The 25,343-nt window shown below is 70.8% G+C and carries 23 protein-coding genes and 1 pseudogene; 6 read left to right on the forward strand and 18 right to left on the reverse strand.

Translation table 11 applies throughout. The annotated features are described in order from the left end of the window. Positions 1–2: 2 nt before the first annotated feature. The 10 genes from KHP12_RS46135 to KHP12_RS46180 form a co-directional block, all read right to left on the reverse strand. A complete protein-coding gene (locus tag KHP12_RS46135) occupies positions 3–953 on the reverse strand; it encodes a carbohydrate ABC transporter permease (RefSeq protein ID WP_086882355.1) in 951 nt (316 codons plus the stop codon). 34 nt (positions 954–987) lie between these two features. Further along, positions 988–2,295, reverse strand: coding sequence for an extracellular solute-binding protein (locus KHP12_RS46140; protein WP_086882356.1), 1,308 nt, complete (start codon positions 2,293–2,295; stop codon positions 988–990). Then, on the reverse strand, positions 2,292–4,205 hold the full coding sequence (locus tag KHP12_RS46145) for a glycoside hydrolase family 2 protein (protein WP_211834605.1): 1,914 nt from the start codon (positions 4,203–4,205) through the stop codon (positions 2,292–2,294). The genes KHP12_RS46140 and KHP12_RS46145 overlap by 4 nt, the downstream gene beginning before the upstream one ends. Before the next feature lie 122 nt (positions 4,206–4,327). Further along, positions 4,328–4,561, reverse strand: a complete 234-nt coding sequence (locus KHP12_RS46150) for a hypothetical protein (RefSeq protein WP_037956115.1) — start codon at positions 4,559–4,561, stop codon at positions 4,328–4,330. An 86-nt stretch (positions 4,562–4,647) separates the two neighbouring features. Beyond that, positions 4,648–7,032 carry a family 43 glycosylhydrolase gene (locus tag KHP12_RS46155; RefSeq protein ID WP_086879659.1) on the reverse strand — a complete coding sequence of 795 codons (2,385 nt, stop codon included), beginning with the start codon at positions 7,030–7,032 and terminating at the stop codon, positions 4,648–4,650. Then, entirely contained in the window at positions 7,033–8,499 is a 1,467-nt protein-coding gene (locus KHP12_RS46160; RefSeq protein WP_086879660.1) for a sulfatase family protein, read from the reverse strand. Continuing rightward, complete coding sequence (locus KHP12_RS46165; protein ID WP_086879661.1) at positions 8,496–9,476, reverse strand: aliphatic sulfonate ABC transporter substrate-binding protein; 981 nt, start codon at positions 9,474–9,476, stop codon at positions 8,496–8,498. The genes KHP12_RS46160 and KHP12_RS46165 overlap by 4 nt, the downstream gene beginning before the upstream one ends. 56 nt (positions 9,477–9,532) lie before the next feature. Then, on the reverse strand, positions 9,533–10,312 hold the full coding sequence (locus KHP12_RS46170; RefSeq protein WP_037956125.1) for an ABC transporter ATP-binding protein: 780 nt from the start codon (positions 10,310–10,312) through the stop codon (positions 9,533–9,535). Continuing rightward, positions 10,309–11,118 carry an ABC transporter permease gene (locus tag KHP12_RS46175; RefSeq protein ID WP_086879662.1) on the reverse strand — a complete coding sequence of 270 codons (810 nt, stop codon included), beginning with the start codon at positions 11,116–11,118 and terminating at the stop codon, positions 10,309–10,311. Before KHP12_RS46175 ends, KHP12_RS46170 begins: the two co-directional genes overlap by 4 nt. A gap of 53 nt (positions 11,119–11,171) precedes the next feature. After that, a complete protein-coding gene (locus KHP12_RS46180; RefSeq protein WP_211835003.1) occupies positions 11,172–12,362 on the reverse strand; it encodes an ROK family transcriptional regulator in 1,191 nt (396 codons plus the stop codon). Positions 12,363–12,594: 232 nt separating this feature from the next. On the opposite strand from KHP12_RS46180, the gene KHP12_RS46185 reads away from it, so the two are divergent. Further along, positions 12,595–13,362, forward strand: coding sequence for an NPP1 family protein (locus KHP12_RS46185; protein WP_086879663.1), 768 nt, complete (start codon positions 12,595–12,597; stop codon positions 13,360–13,362). Between the two features lie 84 nt (positions 13,363–13,446). On the opposite strand, the gene KHP12_RS46190 is transcribed toward KHP12_RS46185, so the two are convergent. From KHP12_RS46190 to KHP12_RS46205, 4 genes are all read right to left on the reverse strand, one after another. Further along, positions 13,447–13,917 carry a hypothetical protein gene (locus KHP12_RS46190; protein ID WP_086879664.1) on the reverse strand — a complete coding sequence of 157 codons (471 nt, stop codon included), beginning with the start codon at positions 13,915–13,917 and terminating at the stop codon, positions 13,447–13,449. A 58-nt stretch (positions 13,918–13,975) separates the two neighbouring features. Continuing rightward, complete coding sequence (locus KHP12_RS46195; protein ID WP_211834606.1) at positions 13,976–15,037, reverse strand: alpha/beta fold hydrolase; 1,062 nt, start codon at positions 15,035–15,037, stop codon at positions 13,976–13,978. 209 nt (positions 15,038–15,246) lie between these two features. Next, on the reverse strand, positions 15,247–15,780 hold the full coding sequence (locus KHP12_RS46200; protein WP_086879666.1) for a DoxX family protein: 534 nt from the start codon (positions 15,778–15,780) through the stop codon (positions 15,247–15,249). 75 nt (positions 15,781–15,855) lie between these two features. Continuing rightward, the gene (locus KHP12_RS46205) at positions 15,856–16,719 is read right to left on the reverse strand and encodes a polysaccharide deacetylase family protein (RefSeq protein WP_211834607.1); all 864 of its coding nucleotides are present in this window, start codon (positions 16,717–16,719) and stop codon (positions 15,856–15,858) included. A gap of 173 nt (positions 16,720–16,892) precedes the next feature. On the opposite strand from KHP12_RS46205, the gene KHP12_RS46210 reads away from it, so the two are divergent. After that, complete coding sequence (locus KHP12_RS46210; RefSeq protein WP_086879667.1) at positions 16,893–18,503, forward strand: APC family permease; 1,611 nt, start codon at positions 16,893–16,895, stop codon at positions 18,501–18,503. On the opposite strand, the gene KHP12_RS46215 is transcribed toward KHP12_RS46210, so the two are convergent. Then, positions 18,484–21,045, reverse strand: a complete 2,562-nt coding sequence (locus KHP12_RS46215) for a polysaccharide lyase family 8 super-sandwich domain-containing protein (RefSeq protein ID WP_086879668.1) — start codon at positions 21,043–21,045, stop codon at positions 18,484–18,486. The two genes, KHP12_RS46210 and KHP12_RS46215, sit on opposite strands and share 20 nt — an antisense overlap. Before the next feature lie 197 nt (positions 21,046–21,242). On the opposite strand from KHP12_RS46215, the gene KHP12_RS46220 reads away from it, so the two are divergent. Continuing rightward, positions 21,243–21,893 (forward strand): GntR family transcriptional regulator, encoded by a 651-nt coding sequence (locus tag KHP12_RS46220; RefSeq protein ID WP_086879669.1) that lies wholly within the window; start codon positions 21,243–21,245, stop codon positions 21,891–21,893. A gap of 57 nt (positions 21,894–21,950) precedes the next feature. Continuing rightward, positions 21,951–22,142, forward strand: a pseudogene (locus KHP12_RS46225) (4-carboxy-4-hydroxy-2-oxoadipate aldolase/oxaloacetate decarboxylase); the annotation flags it as partial. Between the two features lie 2 nt (positions 22,143–22,144). Here KHP12_RS46225 and KHP12_RS46230 read toward each other — a convergent pair. From KHP12_RS46230 to KHP12_RS46240, 3 genes are all read right to left on the reverse strand, one after another. Beyond that, on the reverse strand, positions 22,145–22,795 hold the full coding sequence (locus KHP12_RS46230; RefSeq protein ID WP_211834608.1) for a TetR/AcrR family transcriptional regulator: 651 nt from the start codon (positions 22,793–22,795) through the stop codon (positions 22,145–22,147). Positions 22,796–22,965: 170 nt separating this feature from the next. Beyond that, entirely contained in the window at positions 22,966–23,136 is a 171-nt protein-coding gene (locus tag KHP12_RS46235) for a hypothetical protein (protein ID WP_167442341.1), read from the reverse strand. Between the two features lie 82 nt (positions 23,137–23,218). Further along, positions 23,219–23,428: a hypothetical protein gene (locus tag KHP12_RS46240; RefSeq protein WP_211834609.1), complete on the reverse strand. Its 210-nt coding sequence runs from the start codon at positions 23,426–23,428 to the stop codon at positions 23,219–23,221. Positions 23,429–23,457: 29 nt separating this feature from the next. Between KHP12_RS46240 and KHP12_RS46245 the strand changes: the two genes are divergently transcribed. Beyond that, positions 23,458–24,000, forward strand: coding sequence for a tetratricopeptide repeat protein (locus KHP12_RS46245; protein ID WP_244202508.1), 543 nt, complete (start codon positions 23,458–23,460; stop codon positions 23,998–24,000). 119 nt (positions 24,001–24,119) lie between these two features. Continuing rightward, a complete protein-coding gene (locus KHP12_RS46250) occupies positions 24,120–25,328 on the forward strand; it encodes a glycoside hydrolase family 64 protein (RefSeq protein ID WP_211834610.1) in 1,209 nt (402 codons plus the stop codon). The last annotated feature ends 15 nt before the right edge of the window (positions 25,329–25,343 follow it).

Below are 25,343 nucleotides of genomic sequence, written 5' to 3' on the forward strand. Positions count from 1 at the left end.
GATCAGTCCTCCCTGCGCGAGAAGATCTTGAGCTGGGCGATCGAGAGGATGATGATGAGCCCGAAGAACACATACGACACCGCCGAGGCGTAGCCGAGCCGGTAGTTGGTGAAGCCGGTGTCGTAGATGTACTCCAGGATCGGCCGGGTGGCCCCGTTCGGGCCGCCCTTGGTCAGCAGATAGATCTGGTCGAACACCTTCAGCGACGCCATCACCTGCAACACCGCGATCAGCCCGGTGGTCCGGCGCAGCTGCGGCAGGGTGACCGACCACAGCCGGCGCCACGCCCCGGCGCCGTCCAGCGCGGCCGCCTCGTAGAGGTGGTCGGGGATCGCCTGGAGCGCGGCCAGGTAGAGCAGGAAGTTGAATCCCACGGTCCACCACAGGGTCACCAGCGCGATGGACCACATCGCGTACTTCTCGTCCGTCAGCCAGGCGATGCCGTCGATCCCGAAGATCTTCAGCAGGCCGTTGAGCATCCCCCGGTCCGGCTGGAACAGCATGCTCCAGATCTGGTAGACCACCGCGACCGGCAGCAGATGCGAGGCGAAGAAGGCCAGCCGCCACAGCCACTGCCCCGGCATCCCCGTGTACACCAGCAGGGCCATCACCAGGGCGACGAGCACGAGGGGGACGGTGGTCAGGACGGTGAACCAGACCGTGTTGCCGAGGGTCTGCCACACCTGGCTGTCGCCGAACGCCTCGGCGTAGTTGTCCAGACCGACGAGGGTGCCGTCACCGTGTCCGGTCAGGCTGGCGTTGGTGAAGCTCATCCACAGGCCGATGCCGATCGGCACGATGAGGAAGAGCGTGAAGAACACCAGGAAGGGGGTGGCGAAGAGCCACCCGGCACCGCCCGACCGAGTCCGGTCCGTGGCGGCGGCCCGCCGGAATCCGGCGCGCCGGGAGGATCCGGCCGCGGCCCGCCGGGCGGGCGTGGAGACGGAAGCCATGACATCGCTCCTTTCCTTTGCGACTCCGTCGCGATCAGGCCGGATTCGGCTGGGCCAGCAGGGTGTTGATCTGGGAGACCATCGTGCGCACCGCGCTCCGCGCGGACGACGAGCCGCCGAGCGCGGGATCGAGCGCCTGGCACATCCGGGTCTGGAAGTCCGAGCCGGAGCCCGCGAACCACACCGGCGGGTCGAGCACGAGCTGCTTCGCGGCGCCCGCGTACTCCGACTGCGGGCGCAAGCGTGCGTACTGCGGGGACGAGACGGCCGGTGTGTACGCGGGGATGTGGCCCGCCGTCGCCCAGGTCAGCCCGGACCGGACCAGCTCGGCCACGAACCGGTGGGCGCGCCGCCTGCGCTCCGGATCCGGGTTGTCCTGGTGCGGCAGGACCAGCGCGTGGCTGTCCGAGGCCCCGGCCGGACGGTCGTAGAAGGTGGGGATGGGGGAGCCGCCCAGCTTGTCCTTGAGGGTCGCCTTGTAGGTGGCCATGTCCCACTCGCCCGAGAAGATCATCGGCGAGCGGCCGTTGGCGAAGGCGGCGATGGCCGTCTGGACGTCCATGGTGCGGCTGTCGCGCGTCAGGTCGGCCATGAAGCGCACCACCTCGACGGCGGTGTCCTCGTCGATCTCGGCCCGCTTCCCCGTGAGGTCGAAGGTGGCGCCGGTCTGGCTGAACAGCGTCCAGAACATCCGCCAGCCCATCGCCGCGTCATTGGCGTGGCCGAAGACCGGCCCCAGCGTGCCGCCGGACCGGCGGAGCTTGTCCATCAGCTCCAGGGCGTGTTTCGGCGATTCGAAGGGCACCAGTTGCCCGTCACCGGTGAGCAGCCCCGCCTTGTCCATGACGTCCCGGTCGAAGAAGACGACGAACGGGTGGGTGTCCAGCGGAACGGCGTACGGCTCGCCCTGGTACAGACTCCGCTTGACGAGCGTCTTGTTGAGGTCTTCCTGCTTCAGGCCGAACTCGGCCAGCAGATCCAGGTCCCACGGGTCGAGCAGACCACCGGGGGCGTAGCCCGCCAGCCGGGTCAGGTGCATGATCGCCACATCCGGCGACCGGCCACCGGCCGAGGCCATCGCCAGCTTGGTGTAGTACGGCGGGCCCCAGTCCAGCACCGTCGTCCTGACCTTGAGACCCGGGACCCGCTTCTCCACGTTCCGCGTCATGGTCTTCATCAGTTCGCCGTCGGGGCCGGTGAACAGGGTCCAGTACTCGATCTCGTCCGCGCTCCGCACGCTTCCGGCGATCGAACCGCAGCCGCTGAGCGCGGACGCCGACACCGCGGCCCCCGCCCCGTACACCGCGCCTCTCAGCAGACCACGCCGTGACAGTCCGCTCATCGCCCCTCCTCACCGGCCGGGCGCCCGAAACCGGCCGGGCGCTCGAAGGCGGCGGGGCGCTGCTGCGCCGCGCGCAGCCGCTCCACGTCCAGCTTGCGGCTCCGGTCGAAGCGATAGACGCCGTTCTGCTCCTGGAACACATCGGTGAGCTGGGTGTAGCAGTAGCCGAACATCAGGGGGTCGTCGAGCAGCGCCCCGGTCAGCCCCGCGAAGCGGGTCTGGAACTCCTCCTCGGTCCGCGGCCGCTGCCCGTAGCCCCAGGACACCTCGCGGTCGTCCCCGGCCGCTTCGTTCGCCTCCTCCGGATTCCACCAGATGCCGCCGAACTCACTACAGAAGTAGGGCTGACCGCGGTACGGCAGCGACCACACCGCGTCGGTGTCCTTCCGTCCGGGGTTCCCGCGGCTGTCGGGGTTGAGATACGGATCGTCCTTGTCCAGCCCCGCCATCTGGCGGCGGAACGCCTCCGGGTCCTGCTCATAGCTGTGCGAGTCGTAGACATCGGTCTCGGCCACGCGGTGGGAGTAGCCGGAGGCGTCCAGGACCGGACGCGAGGTGTCGGCGGCCTTCGTGGCCAGGAACATCCCCCGGGTGACATCGTCCAGGACGGTCTGCCGGTCGTGGAGTTCCTGGTGCGTCTCGTTGAGCGGGCACCAGCCCACGATCGACGGATGGGAGTAGTCCCGCTCCACGGCCTCCAGCCACTGGGCGATGAATCCGGCGGTGGGCTGCTGGTTGTCCCGGGTGGTACGCCCGGTACTGGCTCCCCAGTCGCCGAACTCGCCCCAGACGAGATAGCCGAGCCGGTCCGCGTGGTGCAGGAAACGCTCCTCGAACACCTTCTGGTGCAGCCGCGCCCCGTTGAACCCCGCTGCCAGCGACAGCTCGATGTCCCGGACGAGGGCGGCGTCGTCGGGCGCGGTCATCAGCCCGTCCGGGTACCAGCCCTGGTCCAGGACGAGCCGCTGGAAGACCGGGCGGCCGTTGAGCAGCAGCCGCTTGCCGTCGATGGCCACCGACCGCAGCCCGGCGGTGCACTCGGCGCGGTCCACGGTCCCGCCGGCGCCGTCCAGCAGCTCGATCCGCACCCGGTACAGATGGGGGTCCTCCGGAGACCACGGCCGCCGCCGGTCCTCGGGCAGCGCGAGCACCATACGGGGGGCCAGATCCAGGTCGGCCCGTACGCTCGCCTCGGCCACCGTCCGGCCGTCCGCGTCGCTCACCAGGGCCGTGATCCGGTGGCCCGGGCGGTTGGTGCTGAGTGGCAGTTCGAGGTGGAAGGCGCCGGACGCGAGGTCCGGGGTGATCCGCGGCCTGCGCAGATGGACCTCGGGCACCGGCTCCGCCCACACCGTCTGCCAGATGCCGGTGGTGCGGGTGTAGTGGCAGTCGCTGTTGGCGTAGTCGGTGGCCTGCTTGCCGCGCGCCTGGGGGCCGTGGCGGGCGTCCCGGGCCCGTACGACGATCACCACTTCCGCGTCGCCGCCGGCGGCCCCCGCCACCACGCCGAGGTCGGCGGTGAAGGAGGTGAAGCCGCCGCTGTGCCGGGCCACTTCGCGGCCGTCGGCCCATACGGTGGCGTCGTGGTCGACGGCCCCGAAGTGCAGCAGCACCCGCCGGCCGGCCCAGCCCGCGGGTATCCGGACCGTGCGCCGGTACCAGACCGCGGGGTGGAAGTCGGTGTCCCCGATCCCCGACAGCTCGGACTCGGGGCAGAACGGGACCAGGATCCGCCCGTCCAGCTCCTGGTGCACCAGACCGCGCTCGAGTCCGCTGTCGCCGGGGTCGAAGGCGAACTGCCAGGCGCCGTTGAGATTGAGCCAGTCCGCACGGACGAAACTGGGGCGGGGATATTCGGGTCGTGGAACGTCGTTCGACACCTCGGGCGAGGTGATGTCCGGGTGGGCCATGGGATCTCCGGGAGGGCGGGGGATTCGACCGGGCAGGGGTATGCCATCACCCGTTTACATCGATGTAAAGATCCCGCGCAGCAACTTTTGCCACGACCTCGGACGGCCGCCGGTGGGCCTGGCTAGATCTCGCCCTTCTTCACCTTGTACAGCTCGACGTCCTTGTTGGCGAAAAGGTGCACATAGCCGCAGTTCCAGCAGATCAGCCCGGTGGCCGATTCGTTGGCCCAGCCGAACGTGAACAGCTCCATGCCGGTGCTGTTGAGCTTCACCTCGCGATCCCGGAAGAGGTCGCCCTTGCAGAACACACATGTGATCCACACGTCCCCGACAGCCGCACGTACAGGCTTGGCCATGCTTTTTCACCTTTTCCGGCCACCGAAGTGGCCCCCGTCTCGCGTCAACAACGGTGATCAGCTTAGGACGGGGGCCACTCGGCGGGTCAGCCGCGATAGGTGTGCAGGTAGTCGAAGCGCGCGAGCGCGCCCGCGGTGTTCTGCGCGACCAGGCCGATCCTGAGCTTGCTTAACGTCGGCAGGGTCCAGACCCCGGTGTGCACCCAGTGCACACCGTCGGTGCTGGTGGCGGCGCGCACCTCGGTCTCGTCCCGCGCGGTGTCGGCGTGGTACGACAGCCGCATCCACAGCGTGTCCGCGGGCGGGCCACCGAACATCGGCCCGTAGGCCACCGGCGTCGGCGGTGTGGTGGTGGGACGCTCGCCCTCCTTCGCGAACTCGGTGAGATGCGTGGTCTTCCCGTCCGCGTGGCTCACCGGGAGCACCGCGTGCACCAGCTTGTAGTAGCGGTCGTCGTTTCCGTACAGCACCAGCCCGGCCTGCTGATTGGCCCGCCCCGGGGCGAAGCGGAGCCTGGTCTCCACGGTGTAGTCGCCCGGGGGAGCGTCCCGGGTCAGCACCGACGCCGTGTTGGTGCCGAGATAGAGCTCGGCCCCCTGGGTGGGCCAGGACAGGGCGCCGTCGGACATCGTGACCCCGGACGCCGGTCCGCGCACCCAGGCCCAAGGCGAGCCCGCGGTGGTGCCGGGGACGGTGGCGGTGTCGAAGTCATCGCTGTAGGCGGGCAGCAGCGGGCCCGGCTCATGCTCGGGGACGCGGCTGGTGACCGGTGTGAAGAGCGCCGAGGCCCCCACGTTGTCGGCCGCCGCACCGGCGCCCCGGGCGGCCACTCCGACCTTGCCGGAGCGGACCGCCGCCGCGGGCAGCGGCCGCTCCTGGGTGGCCACCGCGTCCCGCAGCCGGTCCGCGCTCACCTCCACGGTCATCCGGTTGCCGTGGATCTCCGCCGCCACGTTGTGCCAGGTGTCCCAGGAGAAGCCGGGCGGCAGCGGGGTCGTACGGGTGCCACGGCTGCGTCCGTCGACCCGTACGTCCGTCACCAGTGCGTCGCGCTGCCGGTCCAGCCACGCCACCACGAAGTCGTCCGGGCCGGAGTAGCCGGCCAGCAGCCCGGCCGCGCCGGTGGCCGAGGTGACCCGCAGATCGGCCTCGGCGCGCCTGGCCGCCGGGGCGGACCGGTCCGAGACCAGGTGGGCGGGGCCGGTGGGATTCCCGCGCGGTGTGACGAAGCCTCGTGCGTCCTGCTCATGGCCGACGCTCCAGCCGCTGGTGCCGGAGCCGCCACCGCTGTGCCACCCCTTCAGCGAGCCGTCGTTGAAGGTGCCGCCCGCGGCCGGGGAGGCCACGGGGGCCCGCTGTGCGCCCTGGGAGGCACCGGCCCCGGCCCGTACCACGGGCCAGCCGTCGATCCAGTCCAGGCGGTCCATCAGCATCGGCCGCTTGGACAGCTTCAACGTGCCGCCCGCGGCCGGTTTCAGATCCGGATCGTCGGAGGAGATGGCGTGGTAGACGAGCCAGTCCTGGCCGGACAGATCGGTCTGGAGGGCGTTGTGCCCGGGGCCGATCCAGCCGTTGCCGTTGGCGGTCAGCACCACACCGCCCTTGCTGGTGGCGGCCGTCAGCGGAACGCCCTGGTCGTCCACGAAGGGCCCGGTCGGGCTGGTCGCCCGGCCGACCTTGACCTGATAGCCGCTGTAGGCGCCGTCGCAGCACCCCGCGTCGGAGTAGAACAGGTAGTAGTGGCCACCGCGCCGGACGACGAACCCGCCCTCCATCCGGCGGCCCTGCGCCACTTCGGTCACCGCGCCCTCGATACGGGTGCGGTCGGCGTTCATCTTCGCCACGCAGATCGTGTCGTAGCTGCCCCAGTACAGATACGGCTGACCGCCCTCGTCCGTGAACTGGGCCTGGTCGATATTGCCGGTGGCGCAGCCGCTCGGCGAGGGCAGTACGGCTCCCCGGTCGGTCCAGGGGCCGGTGGGGGTGGGCGCGGTCGCCACGCCGACGGTGTTCTCGGAGGACACCGAGTAGGAGAGGTTGTAGTGGCCGTTCACATAGCGGATGTCGGGGGCCCACAGCCGGGCGCCCTTGTGCCAGGCGGGTTTGGTCTCCGGGGTGAAGACCTCCCCGGCGTACTCCCAGTGCGCCAGGTCGGCCGAGCGGAGGATGGGCAGCATCCGCTCACCGTCCTCGCCCTTGCTCTGGAACACCGGGTTCTGGGTGCCGTAGGCGTACCACAGGCCGTCCTTGCCCCGGATCATCACCGGGTCGGGGAAGGTGTCGACCACTCCGGCCGTGAGGGGGTTGTGGTAGGTGGTCGCCTGAGGGGTCGTTGTGGCGCGCTCCGCCGCCGGGCGTGCGGCGGCCGTCGCCTGGGCCGCGGGCAACAGCCCGGCCAGCAGCGCGCACAGCAGTGCGGCGACGAGCGTGCCAGGGCTGTGTCGGGGGCTGCGCCTACGGCTTCGTCTCACCTACGCGGTCCCTTCCGGCTCGAAGGAGCTCAGGCTCGGGTCGTAGTCCAGGTCCCCGATGTCGAACATCGGGGTCATCCAGTGGTAGAAGTTGTCGCCGCGCTCCCGCAGCAGGTCGTACAGGCGGCGCATCAGACGCCGGCGCACGGGCAGCAGCTCGGGGTGGTCATAGCGGTTGGTCAGCTCATGGGGGTCGGTGTCCAGGTCGTAGAGCTCGTTGACCGACTCGGGGTTGACGATGAGCTTGTGGCGCTCGTCGCGGATCATCCGCTGCGGATACGGGAAGTGGTGGCCGTGGAACTCGGCGAGCAGCTCGGCGGGCCACCGCGGATGCTCGCCACGCACCAGCGGCACCAGGCTTCGGCTGTCCACGGCCGGTGAGGTGTCGCAGCCCGCGAGGTCCAGGATGGTGGCGGTGCAGTCGGTGAGGCTGACGAACTCCTGGCGCACCTGCGGGGCTTCCCCGGGGATCCGGATGATGCCGGGGATGCGGTAGATGTCCTCGTACATCGCCGGGCCCTTGTCGTGCAGCCGGTGGGCGCCGGTGAACTCGCCGTGGTCGGCGGTGAAGAACACCGAGGTGTCATCGGCAAGACCGAGTTCGTCGAGGCGGGTGAGGATGCGCCCGATCTGCTCGTCGATCAGCGTGACATAGCCCCAGTAGACCGCGATCAGCTTGCGGGTCACCTCGATGGGGATGGTGTCGAAGGTCCAGTGGGCGCTGTAGTTGCGCTGTACCGGTGGCTTTCCCTCGAAGGTCTCGGCGATCGAGGCGGGCAGGTCCACCAGGTCGGGGTCGTAGCGGTCGAAGTAGGCGTCGGGCAGCAGATACGGCAGATGCGGTCCGAAGAAGTGGGTGGCCAGGAAGAACGGCCGCCCGTCCGCGGCGTAGCGCTCCAGCTGCTCGATGGCGCGGGTGGCCAGATAGTGCTCGAAGGTGGCCTCCACCGGCTGGTGCAGCCGCGCCGCCAGCAGATTGCCCGGATTGCCGTTGGGCGTGGTGCCGCGTACGGAATCCGATATCCGGTACGGCGGCAGCCCCCGCTCCTTCAGATAGGCCGCGTAGTCCGGGTGGTCCACGGGGTTGTGCCAGCCGGGCAGATCGGGTCCGTCGAAGCCGTACGAGGCGGCGTTGCGGTGGGTGCCGACATGCCACTTGCCGACCAGGCCGAGCTGGTAGTCGCGCTCGGCCAGGGCACCGGGAAAGGTGAACGCGTCCTCGCGCAGATCCTCCAGATAGCCGACGTTGCGCTCGTAGTTGGCCAGCAGCCGGTGGCGGAAGGGCGCCTGCCCGGTGAGCAGACTGGCGCGGGCCGGGGTGCAGATGGCGGTGGGGGTGTAGAAGCGGTCGAAGCGGGTCCCGGTCGCCGCCAGCCGGTCGAGGTTCGGCGTGGCCACATGCGGATTGCCGTAACAGCCGAGGGTGTCGACGCGGTGCTGATCGGTCATCAGGAACAGCAGATTCATCGGGCGGCTGCCTTCGTGTAGAGGTCACCGGCGTAGAACGAGGACGGGTCGGGGGCCTTCGGCAGCTGCCCGGTCCGGACGAAGAACTGGCTCATGCCGTCCAGCCACTTCTCGACGGTGCCGTCCTTGGTTCTGGCCACCAGCTCGGCGGTCGTCATCGTCTTCACATGCTTCGCGTCCGCCGCGACCTTCGCCTCATCGGCCTTGAGCAGCTTCGCGGCCAGCGCGATGGACTCCTTGGCGTGCGCGGCCCGCCAGTCGTTGGCCTCCTGGAGGACCTTCACGACCTTCTGATCGCGCTCCGGCTTCGCCTTGGCGGCGGAGACGAACGCGGTGGGGAAGGAGGAGCCGGGGAGGTCCTCGGTGCTCGCCACCTCCTTCATCCCCGGCACCTTCTCCTTGATGGTGTCGATGAGCGGATACCAGATCCCGGCGCCGTCGATCTGCCCGGAGGAGAACGCGGAGACCACGGTGGGCGCGTCCATCACCACCTTCGAGATGTCCTTCATCGTCATCCCGGCCTTCTGGAGCGCCAGATTGAGGGCCATCTCACCGGAAGTGCCCTCGGGGACGCCGACCTTCTTCCCTCTCAGGTCCCGGATCGAGCTGATACCGGGCCTGGCGATGACCCGGTCGGCGTAGGTGAGGGTGTCGATGGCCACGATGGTGGCCTTGCCGGAGGCGGGCAGCCACAGGGCGCCAGGACCGATGTAGCCGTAGTCGAGATTGCCGGTGCGCAGGGCCTGGATCTGGACCGGCCCGTTGACGAACACCTTGGGCTCGGCGGTCAGGCCGTGCTTCTTCCACAGGCCCCGCTCCTCGGCGATGGCCAGCAGGCTCGCGCCGTTGTAGTCGGCGATATAGCCGAACCTGACCGCGGAGCCGCCGCCGCTGCCGGAGGACGAACACGCCGCCACCGACAGTGCCGCCCCGGTCGCGGAGAGTGAGATCATGAAGTCGCGTCGGCTCATCCTCATCTCGGGTGAGTCCTTTCGGCAAATAAGTGAAAACTGAGCGCGGTTGGGGAGCGAGGTCAGGCGGCGGAGCCGGCCGGTGACTGGTGGTAGACGTGGGTCCAGACGTCGTTGCGGATGCGCGCGAACTCCGCGGAGAGCCGGATCTCCTCGGTCCGCGGATAGGGGAGGTCCACATCGATGACCCGGTGGATCCGGCCGGGCCTGGCGGCCATCACGACCACCCGCCCGGCCAGATACACCGCCTCGTCGACGTCATGGGTGATGAACAGGACGGTGCGCCGCTCCTGAGTCCAGGTGTCCAGCAGCTGGTCCTGCAACTGCACCCGGGTCAGCGCGTCCAGCGCCCCGAACGGCTCGTCCATCAGCAGGACTTCGGGGTCCACGGCGTAGGCCCGGGCGATGGCGCAGCGCTGTTTCATCCCCCCGGAGAGGGTCTTGGGCAGGGCGTCGGCGAAGTCGGCGAGCCCGACCAGGTCGATGGCGTGATCGGCGCGCCGTCGGCGCTCCGCGGCGGGGACGTGTGCCAGCTTCAGCCCGAACTCGACATTGCCGCGCACCGTCAGCCACGGGAACAGCGCGTACTGCTGGAAGATCACCCCGCGGTCCGGCCCCGGCCCGGTGACCGGCGCGCCGTCCACCGTGACCGTGCCGGAGGTGGGCTCCACCAGCCCGGCCACCATGGACAGCAGGGTGGACTTGCCGCAGCCGGACGGGCCGACGACCGCGACGAACTCCCGGTCCCCGATGTCCAGGGAGACCTGGCCGAGGGCGGTGAAGGTGGTGTTCTTCATCGGGTACGTCTTGACCACGTCCCGGAAAGAGATCTTGGGGCTCATCGGCGCTCCTGCCACGCGGTGAGTCGGCGTTCGGCCAGCAGCAACAGCCGGTCCATGACCAGGCCGATGACACCGATGCTGATCAGACCCACGAAGATCGTGGGAATGTCGTAGTAGGTCTGGGCGTGGACCATCTCGAAGCCGAGACCCTTCTGAGCGCCGATCATCTCGGCCGCCACCACGGTCGCCCAGGCCGCGCCGAGTCCGATGCGCATGCCGACCAGGATGAACGGCGTGGACGCCGGGATGACCACCTTGAGGAAGACGGTCCGGTCCGACGCGCCGAGCACCCGCGCCGCGTCGATCAGCGTCCGGTCCACTCCGGTCACCCCCTGGAAGGCGGCCACCACACAGGACATGAACGCCGCCAGGAAGATGACGAAGATCTTCGGCGTCTCGCCGATGCCCATCAACACGATCACCAGTGGGATCAGCGCGAGTGGCGGGATCGTACGGAAGAACTGGACGTACGGCTCCAGCAGTCCCCGGGCCACCGGATACCAGCCCATCAGAAAGCCCACGGGCACGGCGACCAGGGTGCCGAGCGCGAACCCCAGGAGCACCCGCTGGAGGCTGGCCAGCGCGTCCTCGGTGAGGGTTCCGTCGGAGAGCAGTTCCCGCGCCCGGGAGCTCACGGAGAGCGGTCCGGGGATGTCCGCGAGCCCCGCCGCGGCGGTCAGCGACCAGAGGGCGATGGCCAGGACGAGGGCGATCAGATTGAACACGAGGGGGTGGACGGTGCGTCGTGCGCCGCGTGGCGCTTGTGGTGTCGTGGGGGTCTTCTCGGGCGCGGTGACCACCGTCATGGACGCCTCGCGGGGTACATGGGTCCTCCTCTTCGGCCCGGGACCGGGCCGGATCAGCCCGGACGGGCCGGGTAATGGCTGAGCAGGGGGGATTCACGCAGGACAAGGGCGATACCGCCCAGGGCGCCACCGGCCTCGCCGAGCGTCGCCGGCCTCAGGTCCACACGGTCCCGTGAGATCGGCATGATGTGTGCGCGCAGCGCCCGTTCGACCGGCTCGAAGAGCGGCGGGCCGGCCGCGGCGAGCTCGCCACCGAGCACGATCACCCCGGGGCCGATCGCGTTGCACACCGCCGCCAGCACGGTGCCGATATGGGTGCCGGCCGCCTCCAGCGTGCGCCGCGCCACCGGATCGCCGGCCTCCAGCGCCCCGAGGAGCGCGGCCAGGCCGTCCGCGTGGCCGCCGGAGCGGCGGTAGGCGGCGAGCACGGCGCCCACCGAGGCCACCGTCTCCAGGCAGCCGGTGGCGCCGCACGAACATCGTCCGTCGCCCGACTCGACCGCGATGTGCCCGAACTCGCCGGACAGCCCGTACGCCCCGCGGTGCAGGGCGCCGGCCACCACCAGCCCGCCGCCCACACCGTGCGACAGCCGCAGATACAGCACGTCCTGACCGCCCGCCGCGGCGCCCCAGGTGGCCTCGGCGAGCGCGGCGAGCCGGGTGTTGTTGTCCACCAGCACCGGGGCCTCGAAGCGCTGGCGCAGCAGGGCGGGCAGATCGGCGGAGGGCCACGGTTGCGCGGGCCCCGCGTCGGTGTCCTCGACCGGGCCGACGACACCCACCCCGATGGCGTTCAGCGCGCCCAGCCGCAGGGCGCCGTCGGCGAGCGTGCCGACCAGCCCCTCGGCCAGCGCGATCCGCTCCTCCCAGGGCAGCCCCGGGTCGTGCGGTTCACTGGCCGAACCGATCACCTCGTGGGCGACATTGACCGCGGAGACATGCACCGCCCGGCGGGCGAAGTCGATACCGATGGCCTGGCCCGCGCTGGGGTTGAGCGTCAGCGCCTCCACCGGCCGTCCCCGCCTGCGCGGCGCCGTTCCGGGCGCCGTGGCGACCACGGCGCCGCTCTCGATCAGCTCGGTGACGATATCGCTGAGGGTGGTCCGGGAGAGCCCGCTGTGCCGGCCCAGTTCGGCCCGGCTGAGCGGGCCGTGTTTGCGCAACAGGTCCAGTACCAAGTCTTCGTGGCCCCGCCGAAGCCGGGCCAGCGGGCCGTCCTGATGGGGGTGCATGCCGACCAGCATGCGCACGCCAATGTATTTCGTCAACACCCCGGAATAAAAGAAGGCTCAGGTCCCGCTCGTACCCGGCCCCTCCTTCATCCCGTCCCACCGCACCTGCTATAGCTGTTGGCTGACTCTCCATCACGGCGACATCTCCCGCCGCCGCTCAAGGAATGCGATCATGCTGACCTGAGCATGCCAACCCCCCACCTTCCCGGCGTGCGGCCACGCCGCGGTCGTTCAGGAGGACGCAGTGAAGAAGAGTTCGCGGATCGGCAGAGTGTCCGCCATCCTCGGCAGCGCCATCGTGCTGGTCATGGCCTTCCCGGGCAGTGCGCTCGCGGACCCGCCCACGTCCCTGCCCGCCAACGCGGACGGCACGGAGCAGACGTTCCAGCCGGCGTTCGACTACGACACCGACGGCTGTTACCCCACACCCGCCATCGGCCCCGACGGGACGATCGCGGGCGGGCTCAACCCCAGCGGCGCCCTCAACGGCCAGTGCCGCGACTCCTGGGACCTGGACAACACCAACGGATACTCCCGCTCCAAGTGCAACAACGGCTGGTGCGCGATCATCTACGGCCTGTACTTCGAGAAGGACCAGGCCGTGGCCGGGAGCGGTCTCGGCGGCCACCGCCACGACTGGGAACACGTCGTGGTGTGGGTGCAGAACAACGAGGCCAAGTACGTCGCCACCTCGGCCCACGGCAACTTCAACATCTACAACCGGGACCAGATCCGCTGGGACGGCACCCACCCCAAGGTCGTGTACCACAAGGACGGCCTGAGCACCCACTGCTTCCGCCCGGCGAACTCCAATGACGAGCCGCCGGAGAACCACAAGCACACCTGGCAGTACCCCGCGCTGGTCGGCTGGAACGGCTACCCCGCCGGGCTGCGCGACAAGCTGAGCCAGGCCGACTTCGGCAGTGCCACCCTCGGCCTGAAGGACAGCACGCTCAACTCCCACCTCGCGAAGGCCAAGCCGTCCGACATCCCCTTCGACCCCAACGCGTAAGCGACACCGCCCCGGGAGGCGACATGGCGTCAGCCTCCGCCTCCCGGGGCCGGGCGTAGCCCACCGGCCCGGTCACCGGCTCGGTCAGCGCCGGGGTGGTCCGGCCGGGGGCGGCTCGACCTCGAGGTAGCGGTGGCGGCGCGGCCCCCGGTACTCCAGCGCGTCCCAGCCCAGCCGTCGCAGTACGTCCGCGCAGTTCCGCAGCGCACCCTCCGCCGCGTACCCGGCGCCACTCCCCGGCGGCCCCAGCCACTCGACCCGCACCACCCCGGCCCGTTCCGCCGCGCCGAGGCAGTATCCGGTCGCCGTACGGCGGCCCTCCGCGTCGACGGCCGACGGTGGCACACCGGCCGCCTCCAGCGCCAGGGCCACGGCCCGCACCGGTTGCCGCCGCTCCCACTCGGCGGGCACCCCTTCGGCGTCGCCGGTGTCGGCGTTCATCAGCCGGCGGATCTGGAGCAGCCCCTCGAACGCGGTCCGCACCGCGGCCTCGCGGCCCCGGTCGTCGCCCGTGGGGAGCTCCGCGGCGCCGGTGGCCACCTCGAACTCCGCCATCCCCCTGCCCCCTTCGGACCCTGGCCTGCCATGGCCTCCCGTGGCCCGGCCGCGCCGCTCAGCGCCGTCGCAGACGGTCGGCCTCGACCACGGCATCGGCGAAGGCTTCCGGAGCCTCCTGGGGCACATTGTGGCCGATGCCCTTCAGTGTCCGGTGGGCGTACGGGCCCGAGAACTTGTCCCGGTACGCGGCATCGCCCCCGGCCGGGGCGAACGGATCGCGCCCGCCGTCCAGCGTGACCGTGGGGACGCCGATGACGGGACCCTTGGCCAGGCGCCGTTCCAGACCGTCGTACCGGGGATCGCCCGCCGCGAGCCCCAGCCGCCAGCGGTAGTTGTTTATCACGATGCGCACATAGTCCGGATTCCTGAAGGCGGCGGCGGTGCGCGCGAAGGTGGCGTCGTCGAAATGCCACGTCGGGGAGTTGAACCGCCAGACGAGCCGTGCCAGTTGGCGTCGGTAGTCGGGGTTCTCCAGCCCGAGCACACCCCTCTCGGTGGCGAAGTAGTACTGATACCACCAGGCCCATTCGACCTTCGGCGGCTGTGGCCGCTCGTTCGCCTTCCGGTTGGTGATCAGATAGCCGGCCACCGAGACCAGGGCCTTGCAGCGCTCCGGCCACAGCGCCGCGACGATGTCGGCCGTTCGCGAACCCCAGTCGAATCCGGCGAGGACCGCCCGCTCGATCCGGAGCGCGTCCATCAAAGCGATGAGATCGACGGCGAACACCGACTGCTGGCCGTCGCGGGGCGTCCGGGGCGACAGAAAGCGCGTCGTCCCGTAGCCGCGCAGATGCGGGACGATCACCCGATAGCCCTTGGCGGCCAGCATGGGCGCCACATCGGTATAGCTGTGGATGTCATAGGGCCAGCCGTGCAGCAGGACGACCGCGGGGCCATGGGCCGGACCGGCCTCGGCGTAGCCGACGTTCAGCACCCCGGCCCTGATCTGCCGCGGGGCGGCGAGGGGCGAGTGCGGCCGCGCAACCGGCGTCCCCCGCCCCTCCGAGTCCGCAAGCATCCCCGCGGCCTCCGCCGGGCCGGTGGCGGCCCGGGCGGCGAGCGGTGCCCCGACGGCGCCCGCACCCACGACCTTCCAGAAGCCGCGCCTGCTGAACATCCGCACCCACCCTCCACCAGTGCGAACCGCTCCCCGGACCTGACATCCACCATGGCGCACGAGGCTGCCCCTCGCACGCCGTGCGTCACCTGTCAGAGAGGTGATACGAGGCGGGGTGGATGGGTCTCTCCCCGGGTGGATGGGTCTCTCCTCGGACGTACGGAGTCGCTCCTCGGGTGGACGGGGCTCCACTCGGGCGGGATGGGCCTCTACTCGTAGAGCTCCTCCTCGGCGAGCTCACGCTCCGCGGTCACCGCCATCCTGCGCTTGATCACCGCGGCCGCCGCCAGCGCGCTCGTGGTGAACGCCGTCGCGATCAGCCACGGCCGGTCCAGCACATGGCAGGTGAGGTGGTCCAGGGAGTAGCGGCCGGGCCCCGAGATCCCGAGCGCCGCCGCCGAGCAACCCAGCAGGGCCGGGAACTCATAACCTCCGGACTGGGCGAAGAACCCGGCCGGCGCGTTCACCGACACCGCCCCCGCCATCGTCCCCGCGGCCGCCGCCCCGGCCGCGGGAGTGGCGAACCCGAGCGCGAGCAGCAGCCCGCCGCCCGCCTCGCCCAGCCCGGCCACCACGGCGCTTGCCCGCCCCGGACGGAAGCCCATCGCCTCCATGACCTCGGCGGTACGGGCCAGGCCATCGCCCCCGCACCAGCCGAAGAGCTTCTGCGTGCCGTGTGCGACCAGCACCCCGCCCACGCCGAGGCGCAGGGTGAGCAGTCCGAGGTCCTTGCGGTGGGGCATGGGATCTCCTCCGCTCCGGGGCATGGTGTCTCCTCCGCTCCCGTACGGGCACACCACGGGCGGCCGCCCGGCGTCTCACCCAGTCTCGGTACGCCTCCCGGGCCCCGCCGTCGCTGCTACGCCATCGGAGTGCATCAGCTCCGTCGTGGTGACCGCGCGCAGACCGCGCCGGCGCAGACCGTCGAGGACCGCGGGCAGCGCGGTCAGGGTTCCGGAGTGGCCGAAGTGCAGACTGACCACGGAACCGGCGCGGACCTGGCCGAGGACCGCGTCCCGCACCGCGTCCGGGCCCGGGTCCTGGAAGTCGAGCGAGTCCACGTCGTAGGAGAGGACGTGCGGGTATCCGGCGCGGGCCGCGAGACGGGTCACGAGGTCCGTGGCGGTCCGGGCCTGCGACGGCCGGAACCAGCCGCCGATGGTCCCGGTGAGGCGGCGCAGCCGGTCGGCGCACTCGGTGATCTCCGCGTACGCCTCGTCGGCGGGCAGGGCGCATACGGCGCGGTGCCGCATGGTGTGGTTGCCCAGCTCATGGCCGCCGTCCAGGACCCGCCGGGCCAGTTCCGGGTGTTCGTCCAGCCAGGTGCCGACGGCGAGGACGGTGACCCGGGCGCCCGCCCGTTCGGCCTCGGACAGCAGTGAGCGGGCGAGCTCCGCGTCGCCCTGGCCGTGGAAGGTGAGGGCCACCGCGCTTCCGTCGCGCGGTCCGTGGGCGATCCGCGGTGGCAGCCCGGGGAAGCGCACCGGTCCGCGTGGCGCGCGTCCGGCGGGCGTGGCCCGGTCCGAGGCCGCACCGGAGGAGGGCGGCTCGGTGGGACCGGCCGGCCGGGACGACGAGGAGTCGGTGTGATGGCCGCAGCCGACGCCGCACGTCGTGGCCGCCACGGCACCGCTCGCGGACCGCAGGACATCGCGGCGGGAGGGAGAGGACACCTGAAGCATGAGAACACGTCACCACCCGATATGCGGCGATTCCTCTCCGGTGGAGGGTGTTTTTCCGTCGATCGCCTCGCACGGGCCCGCACCGAGGTCCGGGGAGCGTCGGTGGAGCCCGTCGGCACGCATGGCACGCTGGGGCTTTGCATGTTCGTGCACCACCGAGGAGACGAGCCACCGTGTCGCAGAACCACCCACCGGAGTCCATCGCCGCGCCGGCGGTGCTCGCCGAGGAGCGACGACTCCACAAGGACCTCGGATTCTGGGCCCTGACGGCGATCGGGTTCTCCAACATCCTGGGGTCCGGGTGGCTGTTCGCGGCCCTGTACGCCGCCCAGACCGCCGGCCCGGCCGCCCTGCTGTCCTGGATCGCGGCGGGTGTGCTGTGCGCCCTGATCGCGCTGGTCATGGTGGAGCTCGGCGCCACCCGCCCGGAGGGCGGCGGCACCGTGCGCTGGCCGCTGTACGCCAGCGGACGGCTGGTCGGCACGATGATCGGCTGGTCGGTGCTGCTCTCGGTGGGCGGTACGGCGGCCGAGATCAGCGCCATCATGCAGTACGCCGCCCACTATCTGCCGGGGCTCTACAACGGCGGCACCCTCAGCGCATCCGGCCTCGCCGTGGCCGTCGCGCTCAGTGTCGTACTGACGGCGTGCAACTGGTTCGCGGTGCGGATATTCGCCCGGCTGAACAACCTGATCTCGGTGTTCAAGGTCGTCGTCCCCATCCTCACCATCGTCGCGCTGTTCCTGTCCGGCACCCACTCCGGACGCCTCACCGATCACGGCGGTTTCGCCCCGTACGGCTACGCGGCCTGCCTGACCGCGCTCGCCGGCGGTGGCATCGTGTACTCCGTCAACGGCTTCCAGGCCCCGCTCGACTTCTCCGGTGAGGCCCGCAATCCGCGCCGTACCGTGCCGGCCGCGGTGCTCACCGGGATCGGCCTCGCGGTGCTGGTCTACGTCGGGCTTCAGCTGGCGTTCCTGTACACGGTGCCCGAGTCGCTGCTGGGCCACGGCTGGAAGGGAGTCGACTTCGAGTCGCCCTTCGGGCAGCTCGCCCTGGTGCTCAACCTCCACTGGCTGGCCACGCTGCTCTACGCCGACGCGGTGATCTCACCGGGCGGATCGGCCTATGTGGGCGTGGCCATCGACGCTCGCCATACGTACGCCCTGGCCAAGAACGGTCTGCTGCCCCGCTTCTTCATGCGCATCCACCCCTGGTCCGGAGTGGCGCGCCGGGCGCTGCTGCTCAACCTCGCGGTCATCGTCGTCTTCATGCTGCCGTTCGGCGGCTGGCAGGACATCGTGAGCGTGATGGGCGACATGTATCTGCTGATCTACGCCGCCTCGGCGGTGGCCGTCGCGGCGTTCCGGGCCCATGACCGCGAGCGGGGAGTGGCGCGGGCCGAGGGCCAGGTGCCGGGGGTGCGCTGGATCGCACCGGTGAGCTTCGTGGTGGCCAGTGAGTTCGTCTACTGGTCCGGCTGGCACGATCTGCGGCTCGCGCTGCCCTTCGTCCTGGTCGGCGCCGTGTTGTTCCTGTTGCAGCGTCGCGAGGACGGAGGCGCCCCGCTGGGGGAGGAGCTGCGGCGCGGCGCCTGGCTGGTCTTCCACCTCGCCGCGCTGACCGTGCTGTCGTGGCTGGGCACCTTCGGTGGTTCCGGCCGCCTCCCGGCGCCGTACGACACGGTGGTGGTGGGCGTTCTCGCGCTCGCCGTGTTCGTGTGGGCGGTCCGCGCGGGCGCCCAGCACCTGCGCACCTCGCGGCTCAGCGCAGCGTCGCCGTGAAGCTCCGGCCGTAGGCGTGGCGGGTGGTGACGACGATCCGGGTGCCGCCGGGGACCCGGCCCACCCGGACACCGTCGTCCACCGCGACGGCCCGCATCCTCCGGCCCCGGATGACGACCGAGACCGTGTCGCGCTCGGTGGTCGGATCGGACACCGCGACCGCCACGCCGCCGTCGAGGGTCTCCCGCAGGATCACCGAGCCGGGCCCGCGCACCGACAGCCGTCCGGCGTGGTGGCTGCCGGGGGCGAAGGCGTTGAGGGCGGTGATCCGCAGACCCCGGTGGGCCACGGCCTGGAGCCGGGTGGTGTTGGCCAGGACGGCGAGCGGGTGACGGGCGTAGCCGTCCAGGTGGCGTTCGGTGGCATTCGGGACGAGGGCGTACGCCATCGAGGTGTGGGGCGCGCCAGCCGCCCGCTCGACGGTGACGGCGAAGAGCTGTTTGGTCACCGGTGTGTCGGGGTTGGCGAGGCGGACCGCGCGGCGGCTGCGGGTGACGGTGTCCAGCGTGACGGTGGACGGTGGGCCGTCGAGGAAGACGTACCCGACCGCGGCGGCCCGGGTGGCATTGGCGTAGCGCAGCCATGCGAGCGAGGCCGTGCCGGTGCCGGACCAGGGCGCTCCGCCGCGGAGCCGCCCGGTGAGGGTGAGGGTGTCCGAGGGCGCGGCGATCCGGGTGTCGAGAGTCGTGGTCACCGCGCGGCCGGCGGCGTCGCCGACCCCCGCGGCGAGCACCACGATCTCGTCGTCGAACAGGAACCACGACTTGGTGGCGTCGGCGTCGCGGTACACCACGAAATCCTCGGGCAGGTCGCCCGCCTGCTTCGCGGCGTACGCCACGTCGTCGGACTGGACGAACCCCGCCACCCCGTACGGCCCCAGCGTGGCGCCACCGGAGAACGGGTGGGTGGATCGGGGGAAGTAGACATAGGTGTTCTGCGCCTCCGACGAGGAGGTGAAGCCACGCTCGGGGTTGTCGTACCAGAGCGTGCCGTACAGCTCGGGGATCGTGCGGCGCGTTTCCACGGGGGCGGTGACACCGGCGAGGCGCTGGGGCGGGACGGCGGTGAGGTAGTCGACGCCGAACGCCTGGGTCTGGTCCTGGCCGGACAGATACAGATGGTGGGCGCCGTCCCCCTGGAACCAGGGCAGCAGGTTCTCCCCGCTCATGTACTCGTATCTGCTGATCCTGGATGAGCTCCGGGCCAGGGCGAAGGCGTAGCCGGGGCGCCGGTGGACGGTTCTGTCCATCGCGTTGAACGCCACATGGCGCTCGGCGGGCCCGAGGTCGCTCGCCGGGATCGAGGGGTCGGCGAGGATGTCCGCGTAGGCCGCGATGCTCATCGGGGACACGAACGCCGAAGGGTCGAGCGTGGCCTTCGAGGTCTGCCGCAGATGCGCCACATAGCCCTTGAGCGCCGTGGCGTCGGCGCCGGTGGCATGGGCGGAGAGGCCCACCACGGCCTCCACCACCTCGGCCGCGTCGGCGTACCCCGTGGCCGGCCGGGACATCCCGCGGCCCTTGACGATCTCCATCAGCCAGCCCTCGAAGATCAGCGGCGCGAAGCCGTCCACCACCCACCCCTGGACGACGCCGACCAGCTGGTCGTCGGTCGTGTAGCCGGTGCCGTCGAGCATCTTGACGGTCTGTACGACGCGGGTGAGCAGGCCCTTGCCGTAGGAGCCGGTATAGGCCACGGACGCGTGCTGGATGAAGGAACCGTCGGCGTAGAAGCCGTCGGTGACCCCGTGCCGGAGCTCGTACGGGTCGATGGTGGCCAGGATGGTCAGCTGGTCGGCGAGGGCCTTGGTGATCCGGGTGTCGTCGCCGAGGACGGCGCCCTGGAGGACGCGGTTGGTGGTGATGTCCGCGAGGTTGGCGCCGGTGTGGAAGCGCGAGTCGAGGTCGACGTCGCCGTCCTTGCCGTTGCGCAGATACGCGTCCATCGAGGCCACGTAGGTGGCGGCGAGGTCGGGCCGGTAGGCGGCGAGTTCGTCCGCGAGCAGCGCCAGCATCTTGCTGACGTGGGTGGAGATGCCGATCTCCCAGGTGAACCAGTTGCCGTAGTAGCCCTTCGACTGGTCGCCGTAGTAGTGCTCATGGAGCCATATCAGGCCGTCGATGACGCGCCGCTGGACACCGGTGTCGCCGTGGAGTCCGGACGGTGTGCCGCCGTCCGGGGTGCGGGTGGCGAGGGCGATCTCGTAGAGGTACTGGTACGAGGTGTTCAGGTTGGGGTCGCTGGTGCCCAGGGCGAGGCCCTGGAAGAGCTCGCCCTGTCCGGCGCGGTCCATCGCGGTGAGCCGGGAGCGGGCGGTCGCGACGATGGAGGTGAGTTTGGCGCGCACCTCGGGGCGGGCGTTGGTCTCCCGCGTCCCGGCGAAGACGGCCACGGTGTTGTCGATCAGCCGGGTGTGAGCGGCCCCGGTCGCTTGGCCGACCGTTGCCGGACCTCCCGCGGCCCGTGCGCGCAGTGGCAGGACCATGGCCGCCAGTGCGGCCGCCGGGAGCGTGGAGACGAGAGCACGACGCGAGAGAGGCACGGGCACGCTCCAACGGTCGACGGGGTCCGATGGGGAACCGACCGACCATTGAAGCAACCCCGGCTTCCCCTGTCACGGGGCTGGAAGCAGGGGGGCGTCGGCTCGGTCGCTGTCGCCAATATGGGCAACGAAATCGTTGACAATCTTGTTGGCCTAGATTTACCTGCGACAGGCACTCACTCACGGGAGGGCACGCGATGCCGAAGGAAGCTCGTCCAGGCACCGGAGAGCAGGCCAAGCAGCATGCCTTGGAGCAGCTGCGGCAGGCGATCTCGCGCGGGGAGATGGCACCGGCCCAGCGGCTGGTGGAGAACGAACTCGCCGAGCAGTTCGGTGTGACCCGGGCGAGCATCCGCGCGGCGCTGATCGATCTGGCCTCCGAGGGTCTGGTCGAGCGGATCCGCAACCGTGGCTCGCGGGTGCGGGTGGTGAGCGTGGAGGAGGCCGTGGCCATCACGGAATGCCGCATGGCCCTGGAAGGGCTGTGCGCTGCCAAGGCGGCCGTCGAGGCAAGCGAGGAGCAGCTGACCGAGCTGGCCGACCTGGGCACGGCGATGTCCAAGGCGGTCGCCGATGGCGAACCGCTGACCTACTCCGACCTCAACCACCAACTGCACGCCCGCATCCGGGAGTTCTCCGGTCAGCAGGTGGCGGTGGAGCTGCTGGAGCGGCTCAACGCACAGCTGGTGCGCCATCGTTTCCAGCTCGCGCTGCGGCCGGGGCGTGCCCAGCGGTCCCTGGGTGAACACCTGGCCGTGATCGAGGCGATCAGGGCCAGGGACCCACAGGCGGCCGAAGCGGCCGTCCGTGCCCACCTCACCAGTGTGATCGACGCCTTGGGCGAATGACGCGGAGCTCGCGCCGCGGGGTGGGTCACCGCCCTGTCCAGCAAGGAGATATCAGCAATGACGCACGGTAGCGCGGGTGACGCGCCCGCCGCCGCACGGCCGAGCGGTGTGATCGTCACCGACTCGCCACGCGCCGGGGCCGAGCATGTGGCGGCCCTGCGGGGGTACGGCGTGGCCACGGTGCACGAGGCCATGGGCCGCACCGGGTGCCTCGGCCCCGGGCTGCGCCCCGGACTTCGGGCTTCGGGTGCTTAGTCCTTCGCCGGTGCCGTCAGCCCGTGGCGATGGAGAAAGGCGTCGACGAGCCGGTCGGTGAACTCCGGGCCGACGGGTTCGCCGGTCACCAGCACCCGGTAGTAGACGGGGCCCATGAGCTGGTCGGTCTCGGCCGCCAGATCCAGGCCGGGCGCCAACTCCCCGCGCTCCACCGCCCGTTCCAGCGCAAGCCGGTCGCGGCCGCGCTGGTCGTCGAGGTACCGGGACCGGAAGTCCTCGGCGAACGCCGGATCGTGCTGCGCCTGTGCGATCAGCGCCTTGAAGACGGCACCGGAGTCGGACGCGCTGAGGAACCAGGCCAGATCGCGCAGATAGGCGCGCAGGTCCCGGGCGAGGTCGCCGTGGTCGCGCACGGGCAGGTCCTCGGCCACGTCCTGGAGGAACGCGTCCATGAGGACGTCGGTCTTCGTGCTCCACCAGCGGTAGATGGTCTGCTTGGCGACACCGGCCCGGGTGGCGATGCCCTCCATGGTGACGCCCGCGAAGCCCTTCTCGACCAGCAGGTCGTCGGCCGCGTTCAGCACCGCGAGCCGGGCCTGCTCGCTGCGTCCGTGCCGGTTGCCGTGGTGGCGTGCCACCGGTCGGCCGGTGCCGGGTGTCCCGGTGGTCTGTGTCGCGCGTGCCATCTCGCCTCCCCGGGTCAGGATAGCGACCCGCCGGGCCGCTCCGCCCGGGAGACCCACCCTGGCGCTGACAGTGGCAGGAAGATTCAGCCGCCGCCTCCGAGCCACATGGCTGGGCCCGCCTGCCGGTGGGAGATCACCGGCCCGCGGGCCCGGGTGCCGAGAGGGGGTGACTAGTCCCGTTCCCCTTCGGCCTGTGAGGGAGTCGTCCTCTGTACGTCGGGGTGGCCGGTGTCCATCTCGTCGTCGCGCTCGCCCTCGGCCTGCGAGGGGGTGGTCCACGGCACGTCCGGGTGGCCGGTTTCCCGTTTGCGTTCGATGTGGGAGGGAGCTGCCTCGGTCATCTGATGCCTCCGCTCCTCGTGCCCTCCTGGTGCGGACGCGGCCCATTTTACGCCCGAAAGCGCACGTCGGCGCGGTTGGCGATCATGAGGGCTGGAGCGAGGCCGGGAGCTGCCGGTGCACCAGCGCGGCGTACCGGCCCCCGGCGAGCATCAGGCCGTCGTGACCGCCCCGCTCCGTGAAACGGCCGTCGTTCAGGACGACGATCTCGTCGGCATCCATGATCGTGCTGATCCGGTGCGCGACGACGATCCCGCGCAGGATCCACGGCCCCTGCCCGTAACGGAAGCCCACTCCGCGCAGCTCGATCTCGCCCCGCGCTGGTGGCCAGCCCGGCGATCGGGGTGAGCAGCCCGGCCGCGATCGCGTTGAGCGCGATCATCGAGCCGATGGTCAGCGCACCCGAGCGCACCTGCGCGATGCCCAGCAGCAACAACAGGGCCGCCGTCCAGCGCATCGCCCTCGGCGCGACCCAGCGGCTCGGCGATCCGGCGTGGCAGGCCGGCGCCCACCGCGGCCTGGGCAACTGCCTCACCCGGATGGGCCGTCTCGACGAGGGACACCGCCACTTCCGGCACGCCCTCGACCGCTACGAGCGGCTGGACGATCCCGTCCGTCAGGCACATGTCCACCGTGGCCTGGGCGGGGTCCGCGGCCGGCTGGGCGGCCACCGGGACGCGCTCGGCCACAACGAACGTGCCCTGACGCTCTATCGGCAGGCGGGGCACCGATCGCCCTCGAGATCGGCCATCCGGACACCGACGAGCTCCGTACCAAGCGGGACGATCTCGACCCGGCGGGCTCCGCGGACCTCAGGGCTCCGCATCCGGCCCTGCGCTGATGTCGGCATACGTGAGTATGTCTAGACCAGTGTCATGTTCGCTGCCATGATGTCTCTGCACTTCCGGCACCCCCACCCCCCGCTTCACGAGCGCCCCATTCCCCCCGCTGACGCGGCCCCGCGCGGCCGCGCGAGAGGTGACGTATGTCCAGACGCATCTCCACCCGATTCCGGACCCTGCCCTGCTGGGCGTCGGCCTTACTCCTGGCCCTGGGCATGACCGCACTGGCCCCCGAGGCGTCCGCCCGGCCGGCCGTGCCGAACACGATCCCGCTGAAGTTCACCAACAACTCCGGGCGCGGCGACAAGATCTACGTCTATACGCTCGGCACCCTGCTCTCGACCGGGCAGCAGGGCTGGGCCGACGCCTCCGGGACCTTCCACCCCTGGCCCGCCGGCGGCAACCCGCCCACCCCGGCGCCCGACGCCTCGATCGCCGGACCGGCGGGCGGCCAGTCCATGACGATCCGCATCCCCAAGCTCTCCGGCCGGGTCTACTTCTCCTACGGCCAGAAGATCGACTTCAGGCTCACCACCGGCGGCCTGGTGCAGCCCGCCGTGCAGAACCCCTCGGACCCCAACCGGAACATCCTGTTCAACTGGAGCGAGTTCACCCTCGACGACTCCGGGCTGTACATCAACAGCACCCAGGTCGACATGTTCTCCGCGCCGTACGCGGTGGGGGTGCAGGGCGCCGACGGCAGTACGAAGACCGCCGGGCACCTCAAGCCCGGCGGCTACAACGGCGTGCTCAACGCACTGCGCGCACAGGGCGGCGGCTGGGGCAAGCTCATCCAGACCCGCCCGGACGGCACCGTGCTGCGGGCCCTGTCGCCGGGGCACGGCATCGAGGCGGGCGCCCTGCCCGCGAACGCGATGGACGACTACATCAACCGGGTCTGGCAGAAGTACGCCGGCACCACCCTCACGGTCACGCCCTTCGCCGACCGGCCGAGCGTCAAGTACTTCGGGCGGGTCTCCGGTGACGTCATGAACTTCACCAATGGTTCGGGAGCCGTGGTCACCAGCTTCCAGAAGCCGGACTCCGACTCCGTCTTCGGCTGCTACAAGCGCCTCGACGCACCCAACGACGAGGTGCGCGGCCCCATTTCGCGGACCCTGTGCGCGGGCTACAACCGCACGACCCTGCTCGCCAACCCCAACCAGCCGGACACCGGTGACGCCGGGTTCTACAAGGACGGCGTGACCAACCACTACGCCCGCGTCATCCACGATCAGATGGCCGACGGAAAGGCGTACGCCTTCGCCTTCGACGACGTCGGCCAGCACGAGTCGCTCGTCCACGACGGCAATCCGCAGCAGGCGTCCATCACCCTGGACCCCTTCAACTAGGCCGGGAGGAGGCAC

The sequence above is a fragment of the Streptomyces asiaticus genome, assembly GCF_018138715.1.
Lineage (GTDB): Bacteria > Actinomycetota > Actinomycetes > Streptomycetales > Streptomycetaceae > Streptomyces > Streptomyces asiaticus.

Bases quoted from the DNA above. Each gene is read 5' to 3' on its own strand.
- KHP12_RS46135 (WP_086882355.1), bottom strand. From the start codon at position 953: ATGGCTTCCGTCTCCACGCCCGCCCGGCGGGCCGCGGCCGGATCCTCC.
- KHP12_RS46195 (WP_211834606.1), bottom strand. From the start codon at position 15,037: ATGTTCAGCAGGCGCGGCTTCTGGAAGGTCGTGGGTGCGGGCGCCGTC.
- KHP12_RS46140 (WP_086882356.1), bottom strand. From the start codon at position 2,295: ATGAGCGGACTGTCACGGCGTGGTCTGCTGAGAGGCGCGGTGTACGGG.
- KHP12_RS46205 (WP_211834607.1), bottom strand. From the start codon at position 16,719: ATGCTTCAGGTGTCCTCTCCCTCCCGCCGCGATGTCCTGCGGTCCGCG.
- KHP12_RS46235 (WP_167442341.1), bottom strand. From the start codon at position 23,136: ATGACCGAGGCAGCTCCCTCCCACATCGAACGCAAACGGGAAACCGGC.
- KHP12_RS46150 (WP_037956115.1), bottom strand. From the start codon at position 4,561: ATGGCCAAGCCTGTACGTGCGGCTGTCGGGGACGTGTGGATCACATGT.
- KHP12_RS46160 (WP_086879660.1), bottom strand. From the start codon at position 8,499: ATGAATCTGCTGTTCCTGATGACCGATCAGCACCGCGTCGACACCCTC.
- KHP12_RS46200 (WP_086879666.1), bottom strand. From the start codon at position 15,780: ATGCCCCACCGCAAGGACCTCGGACTGCTCACCCTGCGCCTCGGCGTG.
- KHP12_RS46170 (WP_037956125.1), bottom strand. From the start codon at position 10,312: ATGAGCCCCAAGATCTCTTTCCGGGACGTGGTCAAGACGTACCCGATG.
- KHP12_RS46165 (WP_086879661.1), bottom strand. From the start codon at position 9,476: ATGAGGATGAGCCGACGCGACTTCATGATCTCACTCTCCGCGACCGGG.
- KHP12_RS46250 (WP_211834610.1), top strand. From the start codon at position 24,120: ATGTCCAGACGCATCTCCACCCGATTCCGGACCCTGCCCTGCTGGGCG.
- KHP12_RS46175 (WP_086879662.1), bottom strand. From the start codon at position 11,118: ATGACGGTGGTCACCGCGCCCGAGAAGACCCCCACGACACCACAAGCG.
- KHP12_RS46145 (WP_211834605.1), bottom strand. From the start codon at position 4,205: ATGGCCCACCCGGACATCACCTCGCCCGAGGTGTCGAACGACGTTCCA.
- KHP12_RS46180 (WP_211835003.1), bottom strand. From the start codon at position 12,362: ATGCTGGTCGGCATGCACCCCCATCAGGACGGCCCGCTGGCCCGGCTT.
- KHP12_RS46190 (WP_086879664.1), bottom strand. From the start codon at position 13,917: ATGGCGGAGTTCGAGGTGGCCACCGGCGCCGCGGAGCTCCCCACGGGC.
- KHP12_RS46230 (WP_211834608.1), bottom strand. From the start codon at position 22,795: ATGGCACGCGCGACACAGACCACCGGGACACCCGGCACCGGCCGACCG.
- KHP12_RS46220 (WP_086879669.1), top strand. From the start codon at position 21,243: ATGCCGAAGGAAGCTCGTCCAGGCACCGGAGAGCAGGCCAAGCAGCAT.